The organism is Streptomyces sp. NPDC102451 (genome assembly GCF_044765485.1).
Classification (GTDB): domain Bacteria; phylum Actinomycetota; class Actinomycetes; order Streptomycetales; family Streptomycetaceae; genus Streptomyces.
On record NZ_JBIWKD010000005.1, the window covers coordinates 205,669 to 230,001 of the forward strand.

Below are 24,333 nucleotides of genomic sequence, written 5' to 3' on the forward strand. Positions count from 1 at the left end.
GTACGTTTGTACATACTCATCCGGGGGCGGCGTCCGCCCGGCCGTTGCACTCCTGAAAGAGCGCGTCACTGATGGACCTGGCCACACGTCGCCGACGGGCGTCACTGTTCCTCTTCTTCCTCATACCCGGCCTGTCGATCTCCTCCTGGGTGACGCGCACGCCCGACATCAGGGACCAACTCGGTGCGTCCACGGCCCAGATGGGGCTGGTGCTCTTCGGTCTGTCCGTCGGTTCCATGCTCGGCATCCTCAGCTCCGGGGCGCTGGTCGCACGGTTCGGCACCCGGCCCGTCATGGGTGTGGGGACCGCGCTGATCATCGCGGGCGCGGTGGTCATCGGCTGCGGTACGCCGCTCTCCTCCGCCCCCACCGTCGCCGCCGGACTGTTCCTCTTCGGGGCCGGGATGGGCGGCGGAGAGGTGGCCGTCAACATCGATGGCGCGGAGGTCGAGCAGATCATCGGCCGTACGGTACTGCCCACCCTGCACGGCTTCTTCAGCCTCGGCACCGTCGTCGGAGCCGCGCTCGGCATCCTCTGCACCGCCGTCGAGTTCCCGGTGCTGTGGCACCTGGGTGCCATGGCCGCGGTCACGGCCGGGATGTTCGCGTACGCCTTCCGGGCCATCCCCGCCGGCGTCGGCAGGACCAGGACGAACCCGGCGGACGGCGGCACCGCACCGGCCCGCCCCGCCGTCTGGAAGGACCGGCGCCTGCTGCTGATCGGCGGCATCATCCTCGCGATGGCACTGGCCGAGGGAGCGGCCAACGACTGGCTGCCGCTGCTCATGGTCGACGGCCACGGCGTCGACCCGGCCCTCGGATCGGCCGTCTACGCGGGCTTCGCCGCCGCCATGACGCTCGGCCGCTTCTGCGGCGGCTTCTTCATCGACCGCTTCGGCCGGGCCCCCGTCGTCCGGGCCAGCGCACTGTCCGCCGCCCTCGGACTCGCCCTCGTCATCTTCGCCGACTCACCCGTCCTCGCCGGCGCGGCCGTCCTCTTCTGGGGCCTGGGAGCCTCGCTCGGCTTCCCCGTCGCCCTCTCCGCGGCGGGCGACTCCGGCCCCGACCCGGCGGCCCGCGTCAGCCTGGTCGCGATGATCGGCTACATCGCGTTCCTCGTGGGACCGCCCTCGCTCGGCTTCCTCGGCGACCACTACGGGCTGCGGTCCGCCATGATCGTCGTCCTCGCGTTCGTCGCGGTGGCGGTCTTCCTCGCCCCGGCCATCGGCACCCGGAGGGCAACGGTGACGGGCCCCGTCCCGGCCCCCGACCAGCAGCCGGTCACGGAGAAATAGCGCAGACTGCCGGTGAGTACGGCTACCTACTCCTTGCGGGGTAGCCGAGCCCATCCGCCGCACGGGCCTCGGACATAGCGTCCCCGTATGCCCGAGAAGACCGCACCAGCCGTCCCTGCGTCGACCACGTCACGCTCCCGCTCGTCCGTCCTCGCGATCCTCGGATGCGGAAGTGCCGCGCTCGTCGTCGTATGCGCTCTGGTCGCTCTCGCCTGGGGCTCGACCACGGACTTTCCCCGCGTCGCTCCCGAGGAGATGGCGGACCGTGCCTTCCAGCGTTCCCAGGAGGCGTACGACGTCATGGGCTTCACGCGCACCGTCGAGCCAGGGGTCGAGGACATCGGCGTCAGCACGGAGAACACGCTCGGCTCCGGCCACTGCTACGGCGGAGGGCTGCTCGACCTCGACGAGACCGTGGACGGCGCCTACCGGATGAGCCACAGCTGGGCGCTGGACCGCGTACCCGCGAGCCGGGCCGTCCCCGGGCTTCGCCGGCTGCACCGGCAACTCGCGGACGAGGGCTGGGAGGTGACGTCCTACCGCGAAGGCGGCACGGCCGGTGACTGGGACCTGTTCGTCCAGCGGGACGGCGGGGACGAGCGGATGTCCTTCACCTGGTTCCCGGACCGGGAGTACTTCATGGGCGGCGCCACCGGGCCCTGCGCCTCCGACCCCGGCCGGAAGGACGGCGACGTAGGCCCCTCCGGGGACGGCCTGTGGCCGCCCGCCCTCGGGCCGGCGCAGCGGGGCCCGAGGCACCCGTGACCCAGCCGGCTCGCCCCCGGCGGGGGGCTACCGCGCCGGGGCCGGGGCTTCCGGGATTCCCAGTACGTCCGCCAGCCGGCTCCGAGTGCGGTCGGCGGCCTCGTGCGCGTCGAGCGTCCCGACATCCACGGTCAGGACACGCCAGGGCGAGCGTGCCAGTAGGCGGCGGGTCAGCTCCGCCTCGCGACGGAGGTGGTCGGCGGCCGACGCGAGGTCGTGGACGGCCCGGGTGCCGGGGGAGCCGGCGAGCTTGCGTACGTACCAGTCGCCCCAGGCGTCCCCCTCCCGCTCGATGGCGCGCCGCAACGCCGTACCGGGGTCGTCATGGACGTACACCACGGTGACCTCGGCGGGCTCCACGGCGCGGGTCAGTTCATCCATGACCTGGACGAGGACCTCCTCGTCGTGGCCCCATGCCACGAGGGACGGGATGAAGGGCAGAAGGGCATCCGTGACCAGGCAGTCCCTGCCCGCCCCGGTCGACTCCGCGACGTAGGCCCGTGTGCACGCGACGAGGGTCGCGGGCCGGACCGAGCCGGCGCCGTCGGCGAACTCCTCCGCAACGGGGCGGAACGCGGGCCGCGTCAGGATGTCGGGCTCCTCGAAGTGGTCGACCGACGCACCGGCACCGGTGAGCCACTCGCACACGGCACGGCACAGGGTGGACTTGCCGACGCCGGGGCTGCTCCCGATGACGGAGATCAGGTGAGGGGCCATGACGGCAGTCTCGCACCCGTGCCCTCGTCGCCGGTGTGATCACGCCGGGAGACCCGGTGCACCCCTGCGGCACCTCGGACCGCCGCGCCCCTCAGTGGCCGGGGCCCATCGGATAGGTGTGGACGATGTACGCCCAGCGTGCTGCGCCCACCGCGAGGAAGATCAGCGAGGGCGCCGGCCACCAGCGGCTGAGCACCTTCTGCCGGACGGGGACCAGGGCGAGCAGGGTGATGACGACGCCGAGGATGATCGCGAGTGCTGACGCGACCTCGATCCCGGTCAGCGTGTGCTCGTCCCAGACCCCTTGGGGCTGGATCACGAGTGCGCAGTAGACGACGTAGGCGTTGAGGAGGTTGGCGAGGACGAGGACGACGCCCCAGAACCCTCGGCTCCTGATCGTGCCGTGTCAGTGGCCGGTGACAGGCTTGTTCGCGGCCGGTCCGTCCGTCGCCGCCGCCGCCAGCCGGGGTGCCGGGGGCAGCGGCGACCGCTGAGGATCGGCCGCGAGTGCCTGGATCGCCAGCGCCGCGAAGCGTCGGGAGGCCGCGATCTGGGTGGCGGCCGATCTGGTGTGGATCCCCTTGTTGGCCATGAGGACGAGGACGAGGTCGTCCAGGACGAAGTCCGGCCGCAGACCCCCCGCGTCCTTGGCCCGCCGGGCCAGCCCGGCGAGCGCTCCGAGCGTGTACGCACGGCCCGCGAGGTCCAGGCCCCCGGGGACGGTGGACAGGAAGGCCTCGGTGAAGCCCCGATCGAGGGCGTGCACCTCACAGATCTTCTCGATCACCCCGCGCAGACCACGCCACGGATCGGGATCCGCGCACCCCTCGTCGACGATGGTGCGACAGGCGTGCAACTGGTCCGCGAAGGCTTCGGCGATGAGCGTCTGCTTGGCCGGGAAGTGCCGGTACAAGGTCGCGGGCCCGACCCCGGCGCGCCGCGCGATCTCCCGCATCGGCACGTCCAGACCGTCGGCGGAGAAGAGTGCCCGGGCCGCGTCCAGGATGCTTGCGCGGTTGTCCAGCGCGTCGGAACGCAGGGTGTGAGGCAAACGCTCGCTCATGCTCTCACTTTAGCTAAACGGACGGGGGCGTCCGCTAGCGTCCGGAACGTAGGAGCTCGCGTCGCGCCGGTTCCCCTGCGGGTGGACCGCGCAGGTGGAGGACCGGTGGCGGGCATCGCGCACGACCGCGCCCCAGCGGTCCTGGAGTACGTACGGGAGACGAGACAGTGAAGGCGTTCGCGATCCAGACGTACGGCGGCCCCGAGGGCCTGGTCGCCGTCGACCTGCCGGCCCCCGCACCCGCCGCCGGGCAGGTGCTGATCACCACCGAGGCGATCGGCGTCGGTGGTGTCGACACGGTGATCAGGAGCGGAGCCCTGGCCGCCTACGGCTTCGCGGAGGGCTTCGTCCCGGGCGGCGAAGTGGCGGGCACCGTGACCGCCGTCGGCGACGGCGTCGACGCCGCATGGACGGGCCGGCGGGTGTGGGCGTTCACCGGCACCGGCGGAGGTTACGTCGAACAGGCCGCCGTGCCGGTCGGCGACATCGTCCCCCTCCCCGAGGAACTGTCCGCCGTCGACGCGGTGACGCTCGGCAGCGCCGGTGTGGTGGCCCACTTCGGGCTCCGCCACGCCCACTTCACTCCCGGGGAGACGGTCCTCGTACGCGGCGCGGCCGGAAGCATCGGGATCATGGCGGTGCAGCTCGCCGTCCGTGGTGGCGCGGGCGCGGTGGCGGTCACCACGTCCTCGGCCGAGCGCGGGGAGAAGCTGCGCCGACTCGGGGCGACCCACGTGCTGGACCGTTCCGGCGGGGGAGGGGAAGGGGCCCCTGCGGGCTACGACGTCATCATCGACGTCGTGGCAGGGAAGGACATGCCGTCGTTCTTCGACAGGCTCAATCCGAACGGCCGCATGGTGGCCGTGGGCGCGGTCGCGGGTCAGCCGCCCGCGGACTTCGGGACGAGGATCATGGCGGCGTTCCAGAAGTCGATGTCCTTCGCCGCCTTCAGCGCGGCCACCGTCCCCGAGGCCGAGCGGTACGCCGTACGACGCGAGCAGTTCGCCGCAGCGAGCCGCGGCGAGATCGAAACGGTGGTGCACGAGGTGCTGCCCCTGGACGCGGCCGTGCAGGCACACCGGAAGATGGACGCGGGCGAGGTGTTCGGCAGGATCGTGCTGACGCCGTAGCCGGCATCCATGGGCCCCGGCACGGATCCGCAGGGGGCTCACCGCTGAGCGGCGGCTGAATGAGGAGGCGGGGGAGCCCCGCCTTGCGAGATCATCCGGTCATGTCAAATGGTGTACTGGGTAAGGGCGTTCCGGGTAAGGGCGTTCCGGCCGACTACGGCTTCCGGCCGTATCGCGACGGGGACGAGGACCACAACGCCATGGCTGCGGTGCGGCTGGGCTGTGCCGAACGGGACGGGGTCGATGCCCGTTCGGTTGTGGAAGGGCTCCCGACAGCGACCGAGATCGCCGAAGCCTCCGCCGAGCTGGAGGAGCCGTCCAGGAACCAGATCCTGGTGGTGCGCAACGCGGGCGTCGTCGGCTACGCGACGATCCGGTGGTGGCGGGAGCGGGACGGCACATGGCTCTACCTGCACCGCGGCTACCTCCTGCCCGAGCACCGCGGGCAGGGCGTCGGCTCGGCGATGCTGAGCTGGGCCGAGGAGCGGATCCGCCGGCTCGTCGTCCAGCACGGAACGGCGCGCACAGCGGTGATCGGCGCGAACGCCACGGCTTCCGAGCAGGACGCCACGGAGCTTCTGCTCACCTCCGGCTACGGACGTGTCTTCAGCCTGGTCGAGCTGGAGCTGGGCGACCTGAGCCGGTTGCCCGAGCGGGTCGCCGAACTCCCGGCCGGGATGCGTACGGGGCCGATCGAGGCAAGCCACTACCGTGCGGCTTGGCGGACGGTAGTGGATTCGTACGCAGGCACCGGCTTCACCCAGGAATGGCCCTTCCAGGACTTCGCCGCCACCGCCGACCCGGCATGCTGGCGGGCGGCATGGAACGGGCCGGACATGGTCGGGGTCGCCCTCTGTTCCCTCCGCCCGTACGACCGAACCATGGGCGAGGTCGAGGAGCTGAGCATCCGGGCGGACCAGCGACGGCTCGGAATCGGCCGGGCCCTGCTGCTGGACGGCCTGCGCAGCCTGCGCGAGCACGGCGCCACGACCGCCCGCCTCTTCACGGGCACGGCGAACCCGCACCGGTCCTACGACCTCTACGGGAGTGTGGGCTTCCAGCGCCGGAACGAGTACGTCCGCTACCGCAAGCCGCTGATATGACCGGCGGGGCCACGGGCCCTCGGACCGTAGATCATCTACAGGGCAGGTCCTACGCTGGCCCCATGCTGAGACTCGGAATCCCTGTCATCGGTGTCACGGACATCCCCCGCGCAGTGGCCTTCTGGACCGAGGCGCTGAACCTGGTCGCCACCGAGGACTGGGCGAGCGACACATGGCGGACGCTCATCCACCCCGACGGCTCCGGCCGGGCCCTCGGCCTGATGCACAGCGCTTCCCCGGCAGAGCCCCGCCCCCGCCTCCACCTGGACCTCTTCACGGACACGGCCGAGGAGCAACAGGCAGAGGTCGAACGCCGGGACTTTGTCACAGCAGTGACACCGCTTCCCACATCCGGGTAGCGGCTCCGGTCCGCTGGATAGGGTCCCCTCGGAATCACCGGCGACAGCGCGGGAGTTGCCGGTCGCCGCAGTCGCGGGCCCGCCACGTGGCGCCGCGTGCGGCGGTGGGAGGAGAGGCATGTCACCACCGGAGGGCCGACGCGGCGGGCGAGGCGTGGACGAGCACGAGTTCGACGCCTTCTACGCCGCGAGTGTCGGCCGGATCGTCGGCCAGCTGTACGCGATGACGGGCGACCTCTCCGAGGCGCAGGACGTGGTCCAGGAGGCCTTCATCCGCGCCTGGGAACGCCGGTCCGAGCTGGACCTGAACGGTGCCCCCGAGGCCTGGGTGCGCACGGTGGCCTGGCGGTTGGCGGTCAGCCGGTGGCGGAAGGTGCGTACCGCGCTCGCCTTCGCCCGGCGGCAGGGCCCGCCGGCCGCCGTACCGCCGCCGGAACCACACCATGTGCTGCTGGTCCAGGCGCTGCGGCAGATCCCTGAGGCTCAGCGGCGGGCCGTGGTGCTCCACCACCTGTGTGACCTGACGGTCGAACAGGTGGCTGTCGAGGCCGACTGCCCTGTCGGTACGGTCAAGGCACACCTCAGCCGGGGCCGGGCGGCGCTGGCACGGCTGCTGGCGGACACCGAGCTGGACCCACGGACGACGAGCCGCCTGCCGGAGGTGCGCCATGGCTGATGAGACCGGGCTGAGGGACTGTCTGGCCGACCTCGCGGAGTCGGGCAGGCGGCATGTGGTGCCGCTCGCCGCGGAGGGGATCCGGGCGCGCGCCGAGCAGCGCCTGCGCCGCAGGCGGGCCGCACTGGCTTCCGGTGGCGCACTGCTGGCCGTGGTGCTGGCCGTGGGAGGAATGTCGCTGGTCCGCGCCCCTGGAGGGGTATCGGAGCCGCCTGCCGCCGGACCGGCACCGGCCGCATCGCCGTTCGTGCCGCCGACCCCCGGCCCGGGTGCCGAGTACGCCACCGAACTGGGCTATGTGTACGGCGCGGTGGCGAAGGGCGACACGGTGCGGGTCACCGTCGAACAGGCCCGTACGGCGCGGGGAGCCGCAACTCCCGGGGGTGTGGTGCACACGCTGACACTGCCGAGGGGAACGCTGGTCGAGGTGCGGCAGCTGGCCGACGGGAAGCCGGCGGACACGCAACTGGGCGAACTGGCGGACAGGCTGGGCGCCGGGCCCCGGTGGGTGTTCGCGATCGACTACGACAGCGAGGGCCGGGTGCAGTCGCTGAGGGAGGCCTACTGGCTCTCCGGGTGAGGCCGCCCGCGGATCCGGGGATGCCCACCGATGCCTTCCGGTGCCCGCTGAAAAAGAATGCGGCCAGGGTGCAACCTGCGGGGTGGGCCGCCGCGTAGAGAGCACGTAGCCAGAACACAGCCGTCCTTGGGGGGACTTGATCATGCGCGTCTCGCACCGCAGCGCCACCGTGCGCAGCCTCACCGCTCTCGCCTTCAGCCTCATGGCCCTGACCGCGTGCGGCGGTGAGAACGACGGGCAGTCGGTCAGCACCGCGCCCGCGGCCTCGGCGACGCCCGCCGCATCGGACAGCGGGACGCCCTCCGCACCGGCCGACGGGACGGCCTCGACGCCCGCGCCGGGCAGCGACGAGGCCTCGGCCTCCGCTTCGGCCGGTGATGCGGACCCGGTTGCCGCGTCGTCGACCAGCGCGGCCCCGTGGGCCGGGACCAAGCAGTTCGTGCAGATCGACGATGCCCGGATCACCGACGGCCGGACGTACCTGTCGGTGCGACCCGCGCAGAAGAAGGCCCACCCCCAGTTCGAGGCATGGGTCATCGTCCCGGGCAACGGGCCCTACACCGAGGTGCCCATGGCCGAGGACGCCACGGTGCTGCTGTCGGTCCCGCTCGGCGACGCGAAGCATCCCGCGTCGTACTCCCAGGCGGACTTCGTCAGCCGACTGAAGGCGCGGTCGTCCGCCGAGGCACCCATGCTCCTCGGATACGACGTGAGCTTCGACGGTGAGGGCCGCATCACCCGACTGCAGTCGCTGTACACGCCCTGAGCGCCCGGGGGACGGCACACCGGCCCCGGAGAGATCCGGGCCGGGGTCCGGCCTCAGGCCGGCGTCCTCGGGTCGGTCGGCTTCTGGAGGCTAGGAGGGCATGCGGTGCTTACTCCGCAGCACGTCGACGTAGCTGCGGACATCACGTGCGGCGGGCAGACCGTCCGGGACGTCCGGGTCACCCCCGACTGCCGCCGGAGCGGTGTCCGCCGAGGGTGTGCGGCACGGCCGGCAGAGGCCGTCGGGGAGTGACCCGGCGGGCCCGGGGCGACCGCATTCGGTGCACTCCACCAGGAGGCGCCGCGCCGGGACGCCCGGCGAGGAGCCCGGCGCGGGAGCGGCGGGCAGGTGTGCCGGGATCTTGTCGAGGAGTCGGCGGCGTACGAATCCGACGGGGGAGCCGATCTGGTCCGGGATCCCGGAGGCGAGCGCCCGGGTGAGGTAGTCGGCGTTCACACCCCGGGTGAACCAGGCCGCGGCCAGATCCTCCAGGGCGCCACAGTCCGCGGCGGAGAGGGCGAGCCGCGGCTCGGTACGGCCCAGTCGGGCCAGGGCGAGATACGCGGGGGAGGGGCCGCTGCCCCGCGCCGAGTCCGGAGAGGGGCCGCTGCCCCGCGCCGGTTCCGGAGCCCGCTGCTGCGGTACGGAGGCGACGGCCTGGGCCTCGGCTGCCCGGACGGGCTCCGAGGGAGCCGGGTGCGGTGGGGGAGCCGTCGTGGCCGCTGTCGGCGCGGCCCGGTCGCCTGCGGCGTCGAGGTGGGCGGCCCACCACTCGTTGTCGCGAGCGGTGCGCGACCAGAAGGTGAGAGTGACCCAGCGGTGCTGCCCGAGGTGCTCCACCCGGCAGCGCACATGGCGCAGGTGCCCGGCCACTCCGAGGGCCCGCAGGGCGGTGCCGATCGCCATCTGCCCGTACAGGGGAAGGTCCTTGGCCAGCGACTTGATGTCCATGGCCGCGCCGTCGGGCAGGAGGTCGACGTATCCGGCGATGTACCGCTCACGCTCGGGCAGCAGCGCGAAATCGGAGGAACCGGCCGGACGTTGCTCCGGCGCGGAGCGCTTGCCGTAGCCGTTGTGGGCTTTGCGGTACGGGCGGGAGGCGCGGGAGGGGCGTGCGGGTGCGCACAAGGCGGAGCTAGTCTGCTCGGTAGCCACGAGATCGCTTCTTTCGATCTTGAGGTGAGACCCCGGCCTGGTGTGCCAACACCTCGTCGGGGTCGTTTCGTTGAGGGCACGGTAAGCGGCTGCGACTCAGTGCTGCAAGTCGGTCACGATTAGTCATACTTGCTGGCCGTGACGGGTCGGGGAGGGCGGGGAGGTTCTTCCCAGCCTTCTTTTACCCACCGGATAAAGGCACCGCTCGGATCCCGGCCCTCGGATCCCGGCCCTCGGATCCCGGCCCTCGGATCCCGAAGCTCAAGCGCCCGGCGGGGCCTCCGTTTCGTACCCACGAACGAGTGAAGCCCTACCCCGGCACTCGGGCCCCGGATCCCGGGTCTCGACTCCCAGGTCTCGACTCCCGGGTCTCGACTCACGACCGGCCATCGGGCAGGTCACCGCAGAGGCGCTGGCACAGGCGTGGCCCTGTCGGTCGGCTCCCCCTACGCGGGCTTCCCGGCCCCCGTGGCCAGGGCGCACTCCGCCCAGACCGTCTTGCCGGGGCCGACGCGGTCGTGGACTCCCCAGCGGGTGGAGAGAGCGCCGACGAGGACCAGGCCACGGCCGTGGTCCTCGTCGGAGGCCGGCGCGACAGGGACGGGGCGGGCCGGGTGGGTGTCGGACACCTCGATACGGACGAGGCTCCGGCCGCCGTCGTAACGGAGGAGCAGGGCGAAGTCCCGCCCGGGCACGCGGCCGTGGAGTACGGCATTCGCGGCAAGCTCGGCGACCACGGACATGACCGTGTCGTGCACACCGCCGCCGCGAGGATGCCCCCACTCCACCAACTGCAGCCCGGCAAGCAGGCGCGCGAGACGGGCTCCGCGTCGGGTGGCGGAGAAGCGTTGGGCGAACACGTGGACGTCGACGGCGGGTTGGCTGTGAGGGGTCGGCATGGGATCCAACCTGGCGGGGCGAGCAGCCCGACGGCAGGCACGGAGCCCATACAGATCGGCTTGTACCGGCTCACGCTCTGGACTGGGGTGGTCACGTGCCGTGACGATGGGGTTGGTCGGGGCGGTTGCGCGCGAAAGCGCGAAATGGCATGGGTGGGCCTGTGAATGGGCCCGGCACAGAGAGAGGCGGCCGCGAATGGCGTCTGACAATGGCGGTGGCGGGGGTAGCGGAAACTCTGGTGAGCCGGAGTTTTCGGACAGCCTCAGGACTTTCGGGGCGGTACTCAAGGCGCTGCGCGACGAAGCCCGCCTGACGCAGGAACAGTTCGCGACGTCGGTGCAGTACTCAACGGCATACATCGCCAAGATCGAGCAGGGAAGGCGGTTCCCGCCGAGGGACTTGCTGGACCGCTCGGAGCCCGTGCTGGGGGCAACTCCGGCCCGTGTGCTGGTGGCTGCGGCTGGGAGTCTGACGCGGAAGGTGGGGTTGGCGTCGTGGTTCCTGCAGTGGGCGGCTGTCGAGGAGGACGCGGTCTCGCTCCTGTCGTACGAGTCCAGCGTGATTCCAGGCCTCTTGCAACCCGAGTCGTATATCCGCGCGCTCTTCGACCGACGCCTTCCTCCACTTGCGGAGGAGCAGTTCGAGCAGCAGGTCGCTGCCCGTCAGGAGCGGCAGCGTCTCCTGGAGGAGCGGCCGAACACAACCTTCAGCTTCATCATCGAACAGGCGCTGCTGGAGCGACGCATGGCAGGCGTCGAGGTCACCCGGACACTCATCGATCATCTGCTCGCAGCAGGTCGCCTACGCAATGTAGAGATTCAAGCCATGCCGCTGATTCAGGAGGATCACGCCGGTTTTGAAGGACCGCTCTCCCTGGCTGAGACGGCAGAGAATCGATGGGTGGGATACGTCGAAGCCCACGACAGCAGCATGCTGATCACCGACCCCAAAGCCGCGAGCGCGATGCTTCAGCGCTATGGCAAGATGCGCTCGCAGGCTCTGAGCCATCAAGCCACCGCGAGTCTGCTGGAGCAGATGCGAGGAGCGCTATGAGCACTACCGAACTTGCCTGGTTCAAGAGCAGTTACAGCGGTGGCGGCGGCGGCAACTGTGTGGAGATCGCTGTTGGTCCTGAGGCTGTACTGGTCCGGGATTCGAAGGACACAGGCAGTCAGACCCTGACGGTTTCTCCCCGCGCGTGGTCGGCGTTCACGGTACTTGCTGCCGGCTCCCGGCTCTGAGGGGCGCGGCGCGCGCGCAGGCACACCAGTGACCTCCGAGCTTGATCCAGACGTGGCTCGACCGCCTCTGCGCAGACTTCGAACCCGAGGGGGCTCCCTCCTCCAACTGCATGACGGTGCCCAGGCGGTCCGGACCGTTGCCTGCGCCCGACCGCCCGACCGATTGAGGGTCAAGGCGTGAAAAAGCCCGGCACCCGACCATCCGGACTCCCCACCAAGGCAGCGCGGTCCAGCAGAATGTTGTTGTTCTCGCAGCTTGTCTCCGGGAGGAGAAGGCAGGCGTGACATGCGGCCATGTTCAGGCTGTCCGCGCCGCTCGCCTCCGACTCCATGCAAAGCGGGTCGTTCGAGCACCAACTGGCTCTGTGAAGAGCGGCCTTGATGGAGGCGTCGAGTCGGTCGGGCTCACCCTGCGCGACGACGCCGCCGAGACTGCCAGCGGAGTCGCTGGTGGCTGTGTAGATCAGCACACCAGCCATGTGTTCGTCGCTGTAGAGCCGCTCCCGCAGGGAAGCAGCCGGGTACCCGCCGTCCAGGCTCCATTCGTTGATCAGCGCGTGGGCCAAGGCATGCAGAAGGAGGAATCGAGGCGTGGCGGGCGACGGAGGAATCGGCTTGTCCGACTCGCCTGCCCGGGCTGAAAGCAGCCTCTCGTGGTTCTCGCGGATCCGGTTGGCACGAGTGACCTGTTCCGGGTGCTCCTCCCAGGCCCGAAGCCGCTCGGGGGCGAGACGAAGGAAGACACCTTCCCCGCTCACTTCGAACGCCGGGAGCCAGCTCGATTTCGTCAACGAGATCACTGCTTGGCGCATTTGGGAGTCGGCCGGACTCGGTTCCTCGACACGTCGGAACGACTGCAGTGCCCGTACCTCACGAAGTCGCTTCACCAGCATTACCTGCGCCAACCCGTGGGAGGAGCGGAGGGTATCGATCGAGACGGAGGGAGGTTCGCAGACGAACTCCTGATCCTCCTCGGCATCCTCGGGATGAGGTGTGGACAGGCTCCGGTACTCGCCCTCGTAGAGCTTCCGCCGGTAGTCGTCGAAACGTTTGGCGGATTCCGTGTCATTCGCCTGCTCAGTGGCGGCGATCTCGGCCTCACGTCTCCGCTCGACCTCGGCCACCACGTCGTCGTCCGTGTATTTCGGGTGGTGGAGCAGCAGTTTCATGACGCGTACGAACGTCTTGATCGAGGCGGGGCTCTCCTCCTTCAAGCCGTCGTAGAACGGCGCTACAAGCTTGGCGATGCCCTGGCTGTACGGCGGGATGGACAGGGCGGAGTGCATGACAGGAAACCAGACCGAGGAGGAACCACGCTGGAGGGTGCGCGGCGGCTCCTGGCAGCTCTCGGCCGGAGCATCCCTGAGCCAAGGGCGACGACCACTGCACCGGATACCGAGGTCCCTGAGGGCCTGACGACGGAACGAGCCTTCCATGGAAACCCTCTCCACGCCGCAACTGCAACCGATCAGCACAGCACGCAGGGACGCGGTCGAGCCGTCCGCCTGAAAGGTCAGTTGCCCCCCGCAGCTACCGGAGCCTGTTCGGTTTCCCCGGTGGACCCACTTCCAGTAGGGGAAATCCTCCAGATGACCGTGCGTACAGGCCATCACGAAGCGGGAGGGGACCAGGCTCTCCTGGCATGTCGAGCACTCAGCTCGACCGGCCGGTGAGTTGAACCTACGAAAAGGCTGCAGTTGATGGCAGTGAGGGCATGAGTACATCTCCGGGAAGCGCACCGCGCGTACTCCGTCCCGGGCCGAGTCGGCATCGGGAGCGGGAGGCATGCGGAATCCCGAGACGCCCAACTGCCTGGCCAGGCGGGGCTCCGAGATGTAAGGCGCCTCCGAGACGTCCCACGAGTCGATACCGCGGATGAGGAAGGACTCGTTCTCGACAGCGATCATTGCTCCGACGCCGTACGTGGTGATCAGCTGGGCGCGACGGATCTCTCCGAGCTTGCGGGCGCTGCGAGCCGCGGCCGAGGGGAGGCCTCGGCGGCGGGCGCGGTGCGGTGCAGGTCCCATGGTTCAGCGCTCCTCGAAGACGGTGGACGAGGCATCTACGTCCCGCAGACTCCACAGTGTTTTCCACGGCGACACGTTGACCGACTCTTCGTCGTAGTTGGCCAGCAGAGCGGGGCTGTGGGGGCCACGTGGAGCCTCATACACAAGATTCGGGCGGTCGTGGGCTTCGCCACGCCACCACTCGACGAACTGCTCGAAGGCTGCGGTTGTGGAGACGAGTTCATCCGGCTCGACCGCCGCGACCCGGTCGAGCAGGACCTTCCCGACCTGGCCATGGAGATCAGCGAGGAAGGACTCCACGTTTGCTGCCGATTCGTTGGCTCGTGCGGCAGGCAGCATCAAGCGGGCCAGGGCCACCACGACGGCGTGCAGGCCGCGGTCACGGGCCCGGGCGGAGAAGGGGGTGACGCTCGTGGACTCCACCTCGCGGTACAGCGCGGAGTGGAAGCTCTGGAAGTCCTCGTAGTGTGAACGGTCCCTTGATCTTGTGGAGTTCAGCATCACCGCAACGAGCCCCGGGTGCTGTCGGCCGACTCGGCTCGTCGCTTGGATGTATTCGGCAGTGGTCTGCGGTTGCCCCATCACTGCCATGAGCCCGAGTCGATCGACGTCGACCCCTACGGAAATCATGTTGGTGGCGAGCAGTACGTCCAGAGTCTCCGGGCTGGGGAGCCGTCGTTCGATGTCCTTGAGCCGACGAGAGATGTCACTGGCATTCGCGCGGCTGCTCAGTTCGGTGAGGGCGTCCGCCCGACGTGTCTTGAGGCCGTCACGAGCCGCCAGGTGACCCAGCCGTTCCTGAACGTCGTCGAGGACCTGGAGCTCCGCCGCCGACAACAGTCGCAAGCTGTTGAAGTAGCCGACCAAGGTCCAGTAGGCGTCCTTCACCTCGGGTGGAGCGTCTTGGGCCTGCGCCCGGTGCAACAGAGCCGCGTACACCCGGATCAGCAAGGTGGCCTGGCTGGTGCTGGAAGTCAGCAGACCGATGTAGCAGCGAGCGGCCTTGCGCTCACGAGGTGTCTCGACCGCGAACCAGGAGTCCCTGGCGTCGAGGCCGCCGGGTGGGAACTGCTCCACCTCACGGTCGAACAGTCGGGTGCCCTGCTCGCCGGCTCGTCGGATGGTAGCGGTCGAGGCGATGACCTTGGGACGCTCGGCCAGTGCGTCGACGGCGGTTTCGTACAGGCCGGTGAGAGTCCCGAGTGGGCCCGAGATGAGGTGCAGTTCGTCCTGCACGATGAGTTCGGGCGGCCGGACTCCGTCGACGTCCCGGTTGAACAAAGCCGCTGACGCGGGCCGCCAGGGCATTGAGGCGAACTTGTCGACCGTTGCGATGACCAAGGTCGGGCGATGGGCATACACGGCCTCATCGACGAGGTGCACCGGCAGCCCTCGGCGGAACTCGCAGGTGCCCGAAGGGCAGCGCACCGTCATGCGTTTGGCGTCCTTGTCGACCGCGTAGTCACGAGGGCGCAATGGCTCTCCGCACCATGGGCAATTGCGCAGTTGGACCGGGTTCTCCGTCTGCAACTGGAGGGTCTCGTTGCGTACGAGGTCGGCGAGCTTTGCTTCAGCGGCCGCCAGCGTGTTGGGGGTCGCCGAGCGACCCACCCACATGCCGATGGAAATCTCCTCGCGTCCCAGCCGCGTCGGGTCGGCCGCACGTAGCAGGTCCATGGCGCAGATCAGTGCTGCGGCTCTCTCGAACTGCTGGAGCGTGAGCAGCCGGAGCGTGTACCGCATGAGTACCGTGACTCCTGCCCCGGCGGCCCCGTCCCGCAGCCGTCGGAGGAAGGTGGTGAAAGCGATGAGCCCGAGGTACGCCTCTGTCTTACCACCGCCCGTGGGAAACCACAGCAGGTCGGAGATCCCGCGGTCGTCATGCTCCGGGTCGACGATGCCGGCGAGGCAGAGCAGCATGAAAGAGAGCTGGAAGGGGCGCCACCGACCGGCCTGTTCGTCCGGCAGATCGGCCCTGCCCCCCTTGATCCAGACGGTACGAGCCCGCTGGGCGGCCATCGCGAGGTTCGCCAGCCGGAACGCGTGCATGACGTCCGGTCGATCGGCGTCCTCCAGCAGATCCACGCCTTCCTGCATCCGGAGCAGAGCGCGGCGGCACAGCAGGACCTGATCCGCCGCAGCCTCGCCGTGGTCGGTGCCGCGAAGCAGACGGGCTTGATCCTCCTGAGTCTCGATCCACCGCTCGTACCCTGCCAGCAGAGTGCGAAGAGCTGATACGACCTCATCGGCGGGGGCGGTCCCCAACCCGTACATGGTGAGTGGCTTGTCGTCGATCCCAGGGTTGGAATCGGTCAGCAGCACCTCATGAGAGGGGATGAACTCGGTCCGTAGAGCGTCAACCGTCGGACGTTCGACCGGAACGGAACCCACCGGGGGTGGTGTCCAATCCCAATGCGCGGCGCAACCGTGGCCGATGGCGAAACTCGGAACGTGGCGGTGCAGGAGCCTGCTCAGCGCCTGCTCCGAGTCGACTGCCCCCAGAGTCGCCGGACGCACCACGAACAGAGGGCTATGGCCGTCCCTCGCCGTGGCAGTCAGCTGCGGCTGGTAGAAGCAATGCGCGTCGCGTAGATCGAACTGGCCGATCACAAGGCTGTTGACGACGGTGACTGTCAGGGTCACGGTCCCGTCCACGGCGGATCGAGGACGGACCAGCACACGTAGTTCGAGCCCTGGGTGGAGAACGAAGGGATCGAGCAGCCCTGGCCGGGTGACATCCACATCGACGGGCTCGATGGGGAGGGCCGAGCGCCGCCAGTGCTCCCGCTGCGCCTTTGTGCTGCGCGCCTCGGTCCGCTTCGCGGCTACGGGCTTCCCCTCGGCGTCCTCGGGGATGTAGACGGCAGCGCGTGCGGTCAACCGGACCCATGCGGACACGGTCGGATCCACGGCGAAGGTCAGGCCGATGGACGAGGGCATCCGGACGTTCGCCAGCGAGACGCCCAGATCGCCTGGCCCTTCCTCGGCGTCCCGCCGGACGCCGAGCGGTACTGTGTCGACCCCGTCCCGCTCCGACTCCAACTCGCCCTGCTCGGCCGCCCCGGTCCGGGTCGAGCTGTCGGACCGGTCCGGGCGGGGGCGCGGGAAGAGCACACCCACCGGATACATGGTGATCGGTGCGTCGTCCGTCAGCACCTCCTCCGCGCCACCCACGGGCCCGAGCAGATCCTCGCGCAGGGCATCGACGAGCGAGTCGCGCAACTCGTAGTGCGCCTGGTGGGTATGCCCGCTCATTCGTCCCCCTCGGTTTCGTCCGCGTACCAGTGGAAGCGTCCCAGGCCGCACAGCCGAGGTGCGACCCACGCGCCGTGCGCACCGAGGCCCGCGGCTTCCGTGGCGGCGGGGCTGCCCGCCACACTCTCCACACAGTCGATCCGGAGGCCGGTGATCAGCGGTGGCCACCGGTCGACCACGGAGTGCGCGGAGCGGCACAGCATCCGGTACAAGTCGGTCCGGAAACGCTCCGACACCACTGCCACCTGACGGCCACCGGCCACAACCGCGTACGGAGGAGACTGGTCGGAGGCAACAGGAATGCCGTGCAACAGGACCAGTTCCGCCTCGGTGCCGGCGGCGACACCAGTCAGCAAGTGACGCCGGAGATCTTCGGCGTCGTGTTGGAATCCCTCCGTGCCAGGAGGCTGCTCGTGGGACACGTCCGAACCGATCAGCTCGATCCCGTTACGGGCCCAGGCGCTTCGGCCGCCCAAGTACCAGCGGTCGATCCTTTTGTCCTTCCGGATGAGCCACGAGTTGGGTGCGTCCAGCACGTAGAGGTCGTCCCGGGCCCGGGTCATGGCCACATAGAGCAAACGGGCTTCGGCAGCCGGGTCGTAGTCGCGCTTTTTCTTGCGGACCGGGGCCGGTTCCTTCAGGACGCGTGGTTCGACAATCAGGACCCGATCGAACTCCAAGCCCTTGGCCCGGTGCATGGTCGATATCACGAGAGAGGACGGCTGAGCCGCAGTGAGCTCATCAAGCAGTCGTCCCTCGGCGAGCGCGCGGTGCAGTGCGACGACATCGACGGTGCCTCTGCCGCGGCCTCGTGCCACCTTGCGGACCGACCGCCACAGTGCTTCCGGCACGGAGCCGATCGGGATCCGCAGGTCGACCAGCAGCTCCTCGAAGCGTTCCTGAGTGAGATTGGTCGAACCGGTCGAAGCGAGAAGTTGGGCGATCCATACAGGGGCGGAGCGCTCGCGGGCAGAACGCTGCAATGTGTGAGGGACGTCGGCGTCGGCCAGGATGCCGGACAGGGTCAGAGCTTGGCCGTTGTCACGACACAGGACGGCAGTGGTGTGGGGATAGTCGCGCAGAGCAGCCAGCACGAACTCGTCGTCCAGGCTTCCGAAATTCGGCGTCGACAGCAGCAACGCTCGCAGGTCACCGTGAATTCGCTCCGCCTCGTCGGCGACCGTGGCCCGATCGCGAGGCAACGCCTGCAACTGGGCTCCATAAGGCAGAGCCATCCGTGCCGCCTCACTGCGGGCCCTGAAGTTGTCGCCCAGGTGAAGCTCCACCAGGTCCTCGCCGAACGTGGCACGCACCCACTCCAGGAAGCGGTCGGTCTCCTCGGCCCGCTGTACCGGATCGGACACCTGAAACCCGTACACGGCCTGAGCCGAATCACCCACCACGGTGAATCCGCTGTTTTCCTGAAAGCGGTCGAGCAGCGCCTCGACCATCTCCCTACGGGCGCCTACGAGGTCCTGAACCTCGTCGATCACCACATGGGCCGGCACGTATTCTCCGCCTTCGACCGCTCCCCTGTCGATCGCCTCGGTGGCGGCTTCGATGCGTCCGTCGAAGGTGTACGCCCCCCAGTCCACGTCCGGGTAGGCGCGGTGGAGCAGAGCAGAGGCCCAGCCGTCGAAGGTCTGAACACGGATGCGCTGGGCGGCGGTGGCGTCCCGCTCGATCCGCTCGGTGAGTTCGCGTACAGCGGCGCGGGAGAAACTGAGAACCAGGATCTCGCCCGCCTCCAGTTCTTCGCGTTCCACCAGTACGTCGAGCCGTCGCACCAGGGTGTACGTCTTGCCGGCGCCGGCGCCGGCCGTGACCAGGACCCGAGCGTCCCAAGGCTGGTCCACCACGGCCTGCTGCGCTGCTGTGAGCCGGTGATCGGCGGGAAGGACGGAAGTCACCGGGCCTCGTCCCACAAGTACTCGAACTCGGTGAACGCGAGCTCCTCACCGTAGTTGGTGATGTTGTCCCGAACGTTCAGTATCAGGCAGCTGTCCTTGCCGCCGTTCTTCGGGCCGCGCAGACCACGTCCGATCATCTGCTGATAGATGTTGGGGCTGTAGGTCGGGCGGGCGACGACGACCGCACGGGTGGCCGGCGCGTCGAAGCCCTGGGTCAGCACCCCGTAATTCGTGAGCACCTGGGTCCTGCCTTTGCGGAAGTCGTTGATCCGCTGGCGGCGTTCGCTGGTAGGCGTGCTCGAGTCGATGGCTGCGGCCTTGATGTCCCTGTCACCCAGCTTGGCAGCGAGCAGCTTGGCGTGGGCGACGGAGGTGGCAAACACCAGAACCGGCCAGTCGGAGGGCATGGCGGCGATCTCGTCGACGATGCGCTGACTACGGTCGTGGTCCTCGGCAAGCCGTTGTTCCGCACCCTTGGGCAAGGTGGCGAACGTCTCGGACTGGGCACGCTCGTCAGCTGTCAGGGCGATCGCGGCACCCTGCAGCTCCCGGTGCTTCACCTGGGCCAACACGCCGAGGCGTTGCAAGGACTTGATGGCGACGGACAGATCGCCGTCGAAGACCCCGGTGTCCAGACGGTTGCCGAAGCGCTGGACCAGGAGGCGGGTCAGCTCCGCGTTGTTCTTGTACGGGGTCGCCGTCAGACCGACAAGGTGACGGCTGGTCCGGTGGTGCGTGAGGCCGAGCTGCTCGAGAAGGCGTGTGTAGCGCTTGGACATCGCGGTGTGCGCCTCGTCGACAATGACGAGCGAAGCGGACTTCCGCAACCAGGTGTACTTGTCATCCATCAGGCAGCGGTCCAGCTTGGCGTCGGTCGCGACGACCAGGTGAGGTCGCCCGTCGACCGGAGTGGCCTCGTTCGACGCCCACAGCCGGCTGATGACGAGGGGGTGCTCAGGGCCCACCTTCGACCAGACGAAGCTCCAACTTTGCACGGCTTGCTCACACAGCTCTTCTGTCTGCGCGATCCACAGGACGGGGCCCGGAAGGTCCTCGCGATCCCGAATCCAGCGGATCACGCCTTCCGCCGTGACACGTGTCTTACCGGCCCCCGTCGGCAGGCTGAGCATGCCTCGCTGGGGCATCGGGTTCTCCAGCAGACCCAGCAGAGCCTGAGCGAGGTCCTCCTGATACGGGTGCAGAGCGGGGAATTCGGTCGGGCCTTCAACCTCCAGGCGTGCTTCCAGGGAGGGCACCTGGGCGCCGGCGAAGGAGTCAGGGAACCCGAGGTCGGTGACGAAGAGCAAGGCCTTCTGACCACCGCTGAAGGAAGCGGGAGCTTTGGTGGGGAAGTTCAGGGTGAGATCGTGGGAGTGGATCCGCAGGATCGCCTCGCCGTGGGCGTTGAACGCCATCTCGGCGACGCGTCGAGCGCTGGGTTCGCTTCCGTGCTCGTGAATCTCGCTTTCCATCAGCCCAGGAGGAAGTCCGCCGCGCAGGGCGTCCTCACCGATGAGCAGAGCGATCTTGTCGATGACGCTCTCGGCCTCCCGGACCGCGCGCAGCCTCTTCAGCAGAGCCTGATCGTGCTCCTGCCTTTCCTGAAGGGCGAGCGCCTGGCTGCATCCCGCGCGTCCGAAGCCCCACTTGAACTCCTCGTCGGCGGCCTCGAGCACCTGGAGGCGGTCCAAGGAGTCCAGTACGAAGAGGGTCTGCCCCTTCCTGGCGAATGTGAGGGCCTTCCGCTTGCTTCCCATGGGCGTACGCATGACGTGCGTGAGCTCGGAACAGCGCTGGATCTTGTAGTTGTTTCCTGCCTGGCCGAGGCGGGCCTTGACCGTGGGGAACTCCTCGATGAGGGACGAGGCCCGCCCGATCTTCACCGCGTCGATCTCTCGGCTGATGACGTCGGAGACCTTGAGCATTCCCCAGTCCTCGATCATCGCCTTGGCGGAGGCGACGTCGGCCTTGTCGGAGACAAGGAGCGCGGGGAGCCCTTCTCGGACGAGTTCGTTGAACTCGGGGGTGCTCGTCGCCACGGCGATCTCGTTGTCCGGGCGCCCTTCCCAGGAGCTCCCCACACGGCATCGGGTGAGTACATCTTCGGGGAACTCGAACTCGACGCGATGCAGGATGGCGTAGGCATGCCCGATGAACGCGTCGTCCTCGCTCTGCAGCAGCAGGTCCAGCAGCTTGCCCCAGCGCCGGGCGGGAACTTCATCCGTGGTCGTGGGCATACCCAGCCGCCGTGCCGCCTCGTCCGAGACCTCGGCGACGGGCAGCACGGAGTGGAAACTCTTGAGCTGGGGACCGACGGCATCGAGCACGCGGGTCAGCCCCATGGACGTGCGCACGAGGCCGTGCTTGGAGATCATCCAGCGCAGCGGAGACACCACGGTCTTTTGCGTGTTGCTGTTGATTCCGTATCGCATCTGCCAGTGCTGCGAGATGTCGGACGGGGGCAGGGCCCCTACGAAGGCGGCGCGGCCCTCGTCGGACAGAACCGGCAGTAGGTGCAGCGGCCCCAGGGTCGGGGCACCCTCCACTACGAGACGGGAGATGTTGGGGCGCGGTGACGTGCTCGGCAGGCTACGAAGGTGCTGATCGTGCACAGCCTGCCGATATTCCTCGAACCAGGTCTCGCCCTGTGGCCTGTGGCCGCCGGTGGGTCGGTCGAACAGACCCAAGTCGCGGAACACCGGACGATCGCTGTCGTGGAAGGTCATGTCGACGGTGACGCCGGTGTCCCGACGTCCGTCGGCGGGTACCACCGGGCCCGGCAGGAGACAGTCGCGCATCGCTCGATACCGGCCGTCCAGGGTGCGGACGCGCAGCGTCTCCAGAGGCTTCGGCACCTTCGCACGGATGCGTTCGGTCTGCGCGCTTCCCCCGGCACTCCGGAGCAGAACCCAGAAGTTGGACCAGGCGTCGGTGTCGTAGGTGGCGAATCCTTGGTCGAGGACGCCCTCGAACCGTCCCTGCGCGTCGGCGACCCTGATGCCGATGTTGTGCAGGTGCCTGGACATCTCGGGTCGCTCGGAGATCGATGGGTGCACGTAGACCATGTCGTCGCGGAGAGCGTCGGCGGAGGTCCGGTGAAAGATCTCGCCGGCGACAGGCGCGACCATCCCATGCTCCTCGGTCAGGACGATCTTCGCCCGCCGAGCTGCGGCAGTGATCTCCGAGTCGCCGCGCAGCCGTCCGGCCTGGTCTTTGAGCACCATCAGGGAGAGGATCTCGATGGCATGGGTCGAGGCCTCTGCGGAGCCGTCGGAAACGAGAGCTTCGAGCCAGTCCTTGACGCTCTCGGAAGCGATTCCCGCCTGCTCCAAAATGTGATTCATCTTGCCGCGCCGGACAGTGGTGTCGGACGCGTCGACGGACGGGTGGAGCCAGCCGGCCGGGCGACCGCTGTATTCGGCCCAGATCCTGACCCATTCCTTGTCGAGGTTGGGCGGCGTGATGAAGAGCTCGCGAGGTCGCTGGAGCACACCGTCCTGATCGGGAAGGGAGGGGCTTTCGGCGGCGTACTCCCACACGCGTCGCAGGAAGTACTCGTCGGCCCAGTTGAGCTTCGTGTCTTTGGCACGCCCCGGCAGCAGGGGAAGGTAGGCGGCGGGATCCTCCTCAGGCACGAGGGTGGGCAGGGTGTGCACCACCAACCGCGCTGCAACTTCCAGGAGTTCACGGTTGAAGGGGCTGCCATCCAGGAGGTGCTGTCGGTCCTCGTTCGTCTTCCACGGCGCGTTGAGGATGCCAGTCAACGATGACTCGTACTTGGTAGGGAAGAAGGCCCAGAAGGAGCCCCTGCCGCCGGGCACGGTGTGCAGGCCGTTGCGCACGGTGTACTCGGGCATGGCCCAGGAGACCTCGAGGACGGGCCGACCATGAAGCTCACCCGCGCTGTCCTTGGCCTCACCGGCGGGAGTGTAGGTGGTGGAGAACACCTTCCACTCTTCCGTCGCCTGCTTGGCGCCGCTCGCCACTTCCTTGAGGGTTCGACGGTTGTCCTTGTGCTCGATTGAGATTTCCCGGCGCACCTGAGGCATCGAGCGCCGGTCGTGCAGGAATAGCTCGCCGACATGAGGTGAGAACAGCTGGAAGTGGGAGGGGAAGGCCTCAGTCTCGCGCCCATTGCGACTCTTGTGGCCGACGATGTCGCGGGAGAGACGCGCAGCAGCGCCCTCTACCAGAGGCAGGCGGACGACGGTGGTGGCCCAACGCAGCAGCTTGTCCAGGTTGTCGTCATCGGCGCGTTCCTGCTCGACATCGAGCGGGCGGGCCATGCGAAGCACAGGGGTGGCCATGTCGAGATCGCCCTGCCACCCGAGGGTCTGCGCGATCTCGGCAGCGGACCACTCCTTGTCGAAGCCGAAGCCGAAGGCGCCGTTCCCGCTGAAGAACTGGGGTGAGTCGCTCACCGAGAGCACGGACTTGACGCCGACGCCGAACCGGCCGATCTGCCCGCCGCGCTTCCGGGACACACCCATTCTCAGGATCGTCTCCGCTCCCTCCGGCGTGACAGGGCTGCCCACGTTGGCGCAGTAGAGGTAGTCATCGGTGAGGACGACATGCAGCTTGCCGCCGGGCGCAGCCGCGATCTCGTCCGCCGCATTCTGGACGAGCTCGTACAACTGGCGTTCCCCGTAGCCGCCTTGGGTGATGCGACGCTCGCCATTGGCATGTTCCTGTACCAGACCTGGATCGACCTGGTAGGTCTTCAGGACGGTGGCGGACTGCTGGATCACGGTCTCGATCACGGGCGGGAGCGAGGAGTCGGCGAACTGCCGGTCGGTCATGAGACACCTGTCTCTAGTGGAGAACGAACCGAGGACGCGCGGGGGGAGTGGGGGGGCGGCGCTCATGCCGGCACCCCACGGGTACGACGTGGAGCTGCTACGTGGAGGGTGCAGCCAAAGGGCTCAGATGTCGGTGGTCGTGACCGTGGTGACGGTGACGGTCGTCGTCACGACCGTCACCTTCCGCCCGTTCGTCCGGATGCGGCGGGTGCGGGTGACCTGGTAGGTGCGAGGGCGACCGGCGCGCCGAGGGGTGGTGGGGCGCCGAGTGGCCCGAGAGGTGCGGCGCACGGAAGGGTCGGAGGGGGTGGCGACCTTCTCCGTGCGTGCGGTGGTGCGCTCGAGGCGGGCAAGGCGCCGCCGCTCCGCAGCCAGGATCTGGGGGTGCATGCCGCGCTGCATCAGGAGCTCGGCCCGGAGCTCCGGGTCCTCAAGCTCGTCGTACTTGCGGATGAACCAGGCCATCCAAGCGTCGTCGTCATCGATCATGTGGGTTCCCCTCCCAATAGGTGCGCCAACGAGTGCTCTTGACCAGTTAGTGCACGTAAAGACCGCTTTGTGATCGAACATGAGGGCAGAGCTCTCCTGCCTC

At 68.8% G+C, this 24,333-nt stretch carries 19 protein-coding genes and 1 pseudogene; 10 read left to right on the forward strand and 10 right to left on the reverse strand.

The window, feature by feature from the left end:
- The first annotated feature begins 71 nt into the window (after positions 1 to 71).
- Together ACIRD8_RS13850 and ACIRD8_RS13855 are read left to right on the forward strand one after the other, a co-directional pair.
- Complete coding sequence (locus ACIRD8_RS13850; RefSeq protein WP_403989978.1) at positions 72 to 1,295, forward strand: MFS transporter; 1,224 nt, start codon at positions 72 to 74, stop codon at positions 1,293 to 1,295.
- Positions 1,296 to 1,382: 87 nt separating this feature from the next.
- The gene (locus ACIRD8_RS13855; RefSeq protein ID WP_403989980.1) at positions 1,383 to 2,060 is read left to right on the forward strand and encodes a hypothetical protein; all 678 of its coding nucleotides are present in this window, start codon (positions 1,383 to 1,385) and stop codon (positions 2,058 to 2,060) included.
- A gap of 27 nt (positions 2,061 to 2,087) precedes the next feature.
- On the opposite strand, the gene ACIRD8_RS13860 is transcribed toward ACIRD8_RS13855, so the two are convergent.
- The 3 genes from ACIRD8_RS13860 to ACIRD8_RS13870 all read right to left on the reverse strand — a co-directional run bounded on the left by ACIRD8_RS13860 (position 2,088) and on the right by ACIRD8_RS13870 (position 3,840).
- On the reverse strand, positions 2,088 to 2,777 hold the full coding sequence (locus tag ACIRD8_RS13860) for a hypothetical protein (RefSeq protein ID WP_403989982.1): 690 nt from the start codon (positions 2,775 to 2,777) through the stop codon (positions 2,088 to 2,090).
- 91 nt (positions 2,778 to 2,868) lie between these two features.
- Complete coding sequence (locus tag ACIRD8_RS13865; RefSeq protein WP_403989984.1) at positions 2,869 to 3,096, reverse strand: hypothetical protein; 228 nt, start codon at positions 3,094 to 3,096, stop codon at positions 2,869 to 2,871.
- A gap of 87 nt (positions 3,097 to 3,183) precedes the next feature.
- Positions 3,184 to 3,840: a TetR/AcrR family transcriptional regulator gene (locus ACIRD8_RS13870; protein ID WP_403989986.1), complete on the reverse strand. Its 657-nt coding sequence runs from the start codon at positions 3,838 to 3,840 to the stop codon at positions 3,184 to 3,186.
- A gap of 167 nt (positions 3,841 to 4,007) precedes the next feature.
- Between ACIRD8_RS13870 and ACIRD8_RS13875 the strand changes: the two genes are divergently transcribed.
- From ACIRD8_RS13875 to ACIRD8_RS13900, 6 genes and pseudogenes are all read left to right on the forward strand, one after another.
- The gene (locus ACIRD8_RS13875) at positions 4,008 to 4,970 is read left to right on the forward strand and encodes a zinc-binding dehydrogenase (protein ID WP_403989988.1); all 963 of its coding nucleotides are present in this window, start codon (positions 4,008 to 4,010) and stop codon (positions 4,968 to 4,970) included.
- A gap of 101 nt (positions 4,971 to 5,071) precedes the next feature.
- Positions 5,072 to 6,073, forward strand: a complete 1,002-nt coding sequence (locus ACIRD8_RS13880) for a GNAT family N-acetyltransferase (protein WP_403989990.1) — start codon at positions 5,072 to 5,074, stop codon at positions 6,071 to 6,073.
- A gap of 62 nt (positions 6,074 to 6,135) precedes the next feature.
- Positions 6,136 to 6,387 (forward strand): annotated as a pseudogene (locus ACIRD8_RS13885) (VOC family protein); the annotation flags it as partial.
- A gap of 163 nt (positions 6,388 to 6,550) precedes the next feature.
- A complete protein-coding gene (locus tag ACIRD8_RS13890) occupies positions 6,551 to 7,108 on the forward strand; it encodes a SigE family RNA polymerase sigma factor (protein ID WP_403989992.1) in 558 nt (185 codons plus the stop codon).
- Positions 7,101 to 7,688 carry a hypothetical protein gene (locus ACIRD8_RS13895; RefSeq protein WP_403989994.1) on the forward strand — a complete coding sequence of 196 codons (588 nt, stop codon included), beginning with the start codon at positions 7,101 to 7,103 and terminating at the stop codon, positions 7,686 to 7,688. Before ACIRD8_RS13890 ends, ACIRD8_RS13895 begins: the two co-directional genes overlap by 8 nt.
- 142 nt (positions 7,689 to 7,830) lie before the next feature.
- Complete coding sequence (locus tag ACIRD8_RS13900; RefSeq protein WP_403989996.1) at positions 7,831 to 8,454, forward strand: hypothetical protein; 624 nt, start codon at positions 7,831 to 7,833, stop codon at positions 8,452 to 8,454.
- A 90-nt stretch (positions 8,455 to 8,544) separates the two neighbouring features.
- Here the strand turns inward: ACIRD8_RS13900 and ACIRD8_RS13905 are convergent, their stop codons facing one another.
- Both ACIRD8_RS13905 and ACIRD8_RS13910 read right to left on the reverse strand, forming a co-directional pair.
- Complete coding sequence (locus ACIRD8_RS13905; RefSeq protein WP_403989998.1) at positions 8,545 to 9,609, reverse strand: MarR family transcriptional regulator; 1,065 nt, start codon at positions 9,607 to 9,609, stop codon at positions 8,545 to 8,547.
- Positions 9,610 to 10,055: 446 nt separating this feature from the next.
- The gene (locus tag ACIRD8_RS13910) at positions 10,056 to 10,508 is read right to left on the reverse strand and encodes an ATP-binding protein (protein ID WP_403990000.1); all 453 of its coding nucleotides are present in this window, start codon (positions 10,506 to 10,508) and stop codon (positions 10,056 to 10,058) included.
- 196 nt (positions 10,509 to 10,704) lie between these two features.
- Here ACIRD8_RS13910 and ACIRD8_RS13915 point away from each other — a divergent pair, with 196 nt between their 5' ends.
- Both ACIRD8_RS13915 and ACIRD8_RS13920 read left to right on the forward strand, forming a co-directional pair.
- Positions 10,705 to 11,562, forward strand: a complete 858-nt coding sequence (locus ACIRD8_RS13915; protein WP_403990002.1) for a helix-turn-helix domain-containing protein — start codon at positions 10,705 to 10,707, stop codon at positions 11,560 to 11,562.
- Positions 11,559 to 11,750 carry a DUF397 domain-containing protein gene (locus tag ACIRD8_RS13920; protein WP_403990004.1) on the forward strand — a complete coding sequence of 64 codons (192 nt, stop codon included), beginning with the start codon at positions 11,559 to 11,561 and terminating at the stop codon, positions 11,748 to 11,750. The genes ACIRD8_RS13915 and ACIRD8_RS13920 overlap by 4 nt, the downstream gene beginning before the upstream one ends.
- Before the next feature lie 170 nt (positions 11,751 to 11,920).
- On the opposite strand, the gene drmB is transcribed toward ACIRD8_RS13920, so the two are convergent.
- The 5 genes from drmB to ACIRD8_RS13945 form a co-directional block, all read right to left on the reverse strand.
- On the reverse strand, positions 11,921 to 13,777 hold the full coding sequence (drmB, locus tag ACIRD8_RS13925) for a DrmB family protein (protein ID WP_403990005.1): 1,857 nt from the start codon (positions 13,775 to 13,777) through the stop codon (positions 11,921 to 11,923).
- A gap of 3 nt (positions 13,778 to 13,780) precedes the next feature.
- Positions 13,781 to 17,032, reverse strand: coding sequence for a helicase-related protein (locus ACIRD8_RS13930; protein WP_403990006.1), 3,252 nt, complete (start codon positions 17,030 to 17,032; stop codon positions 13,781 to 13,783).
- Positions 17,029 to 18,942: a UvrD-helicase domain-containing protein gene (locus ACIRD8_RS13935; RefSeq protein ID WP_403990008.1), complete on the reverse strand. Its 1,914-nt coding sequence runs from the start codon at positions 18,940 to 18,942 to the stop codon at positions 17,029 to 17,031. The genes ACIRD8_RS13930 and ACIRD8_RS13935 overlap by 4 nt, the downstream gene beginning before the upstream one ends.
- Positions 18,939 to 23,741: a sacsin N-terminal ATP-binding-like domain-containing protein gene (locus tag ACIRD8_RS13940; RefSeq protein ID WP_403990010.1), complete on the reverse strand. Its 4,803-nt coding sequence runs from the start codon at positions 23,739 to 23,741 to the stop codon at positions 18,939 to 18,941. Before ACIRD8_RS13940 ends, ACIRD8_RS13935 begins: the two co-directional genes overlap by 4 nt.
- Positions 23,742 to 23,864: 123 nt before the next feature.
- Positions 23,865 to 24,230: a hypothetical protein gene (locus ACIRD8_RS13945; RefSeq protein WP_403990012.1), complete on the reverse strand. Its 366-nt coding sequence runs from the start codon at positions 24,228 to 24,230 to the stop codon at positions 23,865 to 23,867.
- Positions 24,231 to 24,333 lie beyond the last annotated feature (103 nt).

Coding starts and splice junctions, on each gene's coding strand:
- ACIRD8_RS13850 (WP_403989978.1), top strand. CDS start 72: ATGGACCTGGCCACACGTCGCCGACGGGCGTCACTGTTCCTCTTCTTC.
- ACIRD8_RS13855 (WP_403989980.1), top strand. CDS start 1,383: ATGCCCGAGAAGACCGCACCAGCCGTCCCTGCGTCGACCACGTCACGC.
- ACIRD8_RS13860 (WP_403989982.1), bottom strand. CDS start 2,777: ATGGCCCCTCACCTGATCTCCGTCATCGGGAGCAGCCCCGGCGTCGGC.
- ACIRD8_RS13870 (WP_403989986.1), bottom strand. CDS start 3,840: ATGAGCGAGCGTTTGCCTCACACCCTGCGTTCCGACGCGCTGGACAAC.
- ACIRD8_RS13880 (WP_403989990.1), top strand. CDS start 5,072: ATGTCAAATGGTGTACTGGGTAAGGGCGTTCCGGGTAAGGGCGTTCCG.
- ACIRD8_RS13890 (WP_403989992.1), top strand. CDS start 6,551: ATGTCACCACCGGAGGGCCGACGCGGCGGGCGAGGCGTGGACGAGCAC.
- ACIRD8_RS13895 (WP_403989994.1), top strand. CDS start 7,101: ATGGCTGATGAGACCGGGCTGAGGGACTGTCTGGCCGACCTCGCGGAG.
- ACIRD8_RS13900 (WP_403989996.1), top strand. CDS start 7,831: ATGCGCGTCTCGCACCGCAGCGCCACCGTGCGCAGCCTCACCGCTCTC.
- ACIRD8_RS13910 (WP_403990000.1), bottom strand. CDS start 10,508: ATGCCGACCCCTCACAGCCAACCCGCCGTCGACGTCCACGTGTTCGCC.
- ACIRD8_RS13915 (WP_403990002.1), top strand. CDS start 10,705: ATGGCGTCTGACAATGGCGGTGGCGGGGGTAGCGGAAACTCTGGTGAG.
- ACIRD8_RS13920 (WP_403990004.1), top strand. CDS start 11,559: ATGAGCACTACCGAACTTGCCTGGTTCAAGAGCAGTTACAGCGGTGGC.
- drmB (WP_403990005.1), bottom strand. CDS start 13,777: ATGGGACCTGCACCGCACCGCGCCCGCCGCCGAGGCCTCCCCTCGGCC.
- ACIRD8_RS13930 (WP_403990006.1), bottom strand. CDS start 17,032: ATGAGCGGGCATACCCACCAGGCGCACTACGAGTTGCGCGACTCGCTC.
- ACIRD8_RS13940 (WP_403990010.1), bottom strand. CDS start 23,741: ATGACCGACCGGCAGTTCGCCGACTCCTCGCTCCCGCCCGTGATCGAG.
- ACIRD8_RS13945 (WP_403990012.1), bottom strand. CDS start 24,230: ATGATCGATGACGACGACGCTTGGATGGCCTGGTTCATCCGCAAGTAC.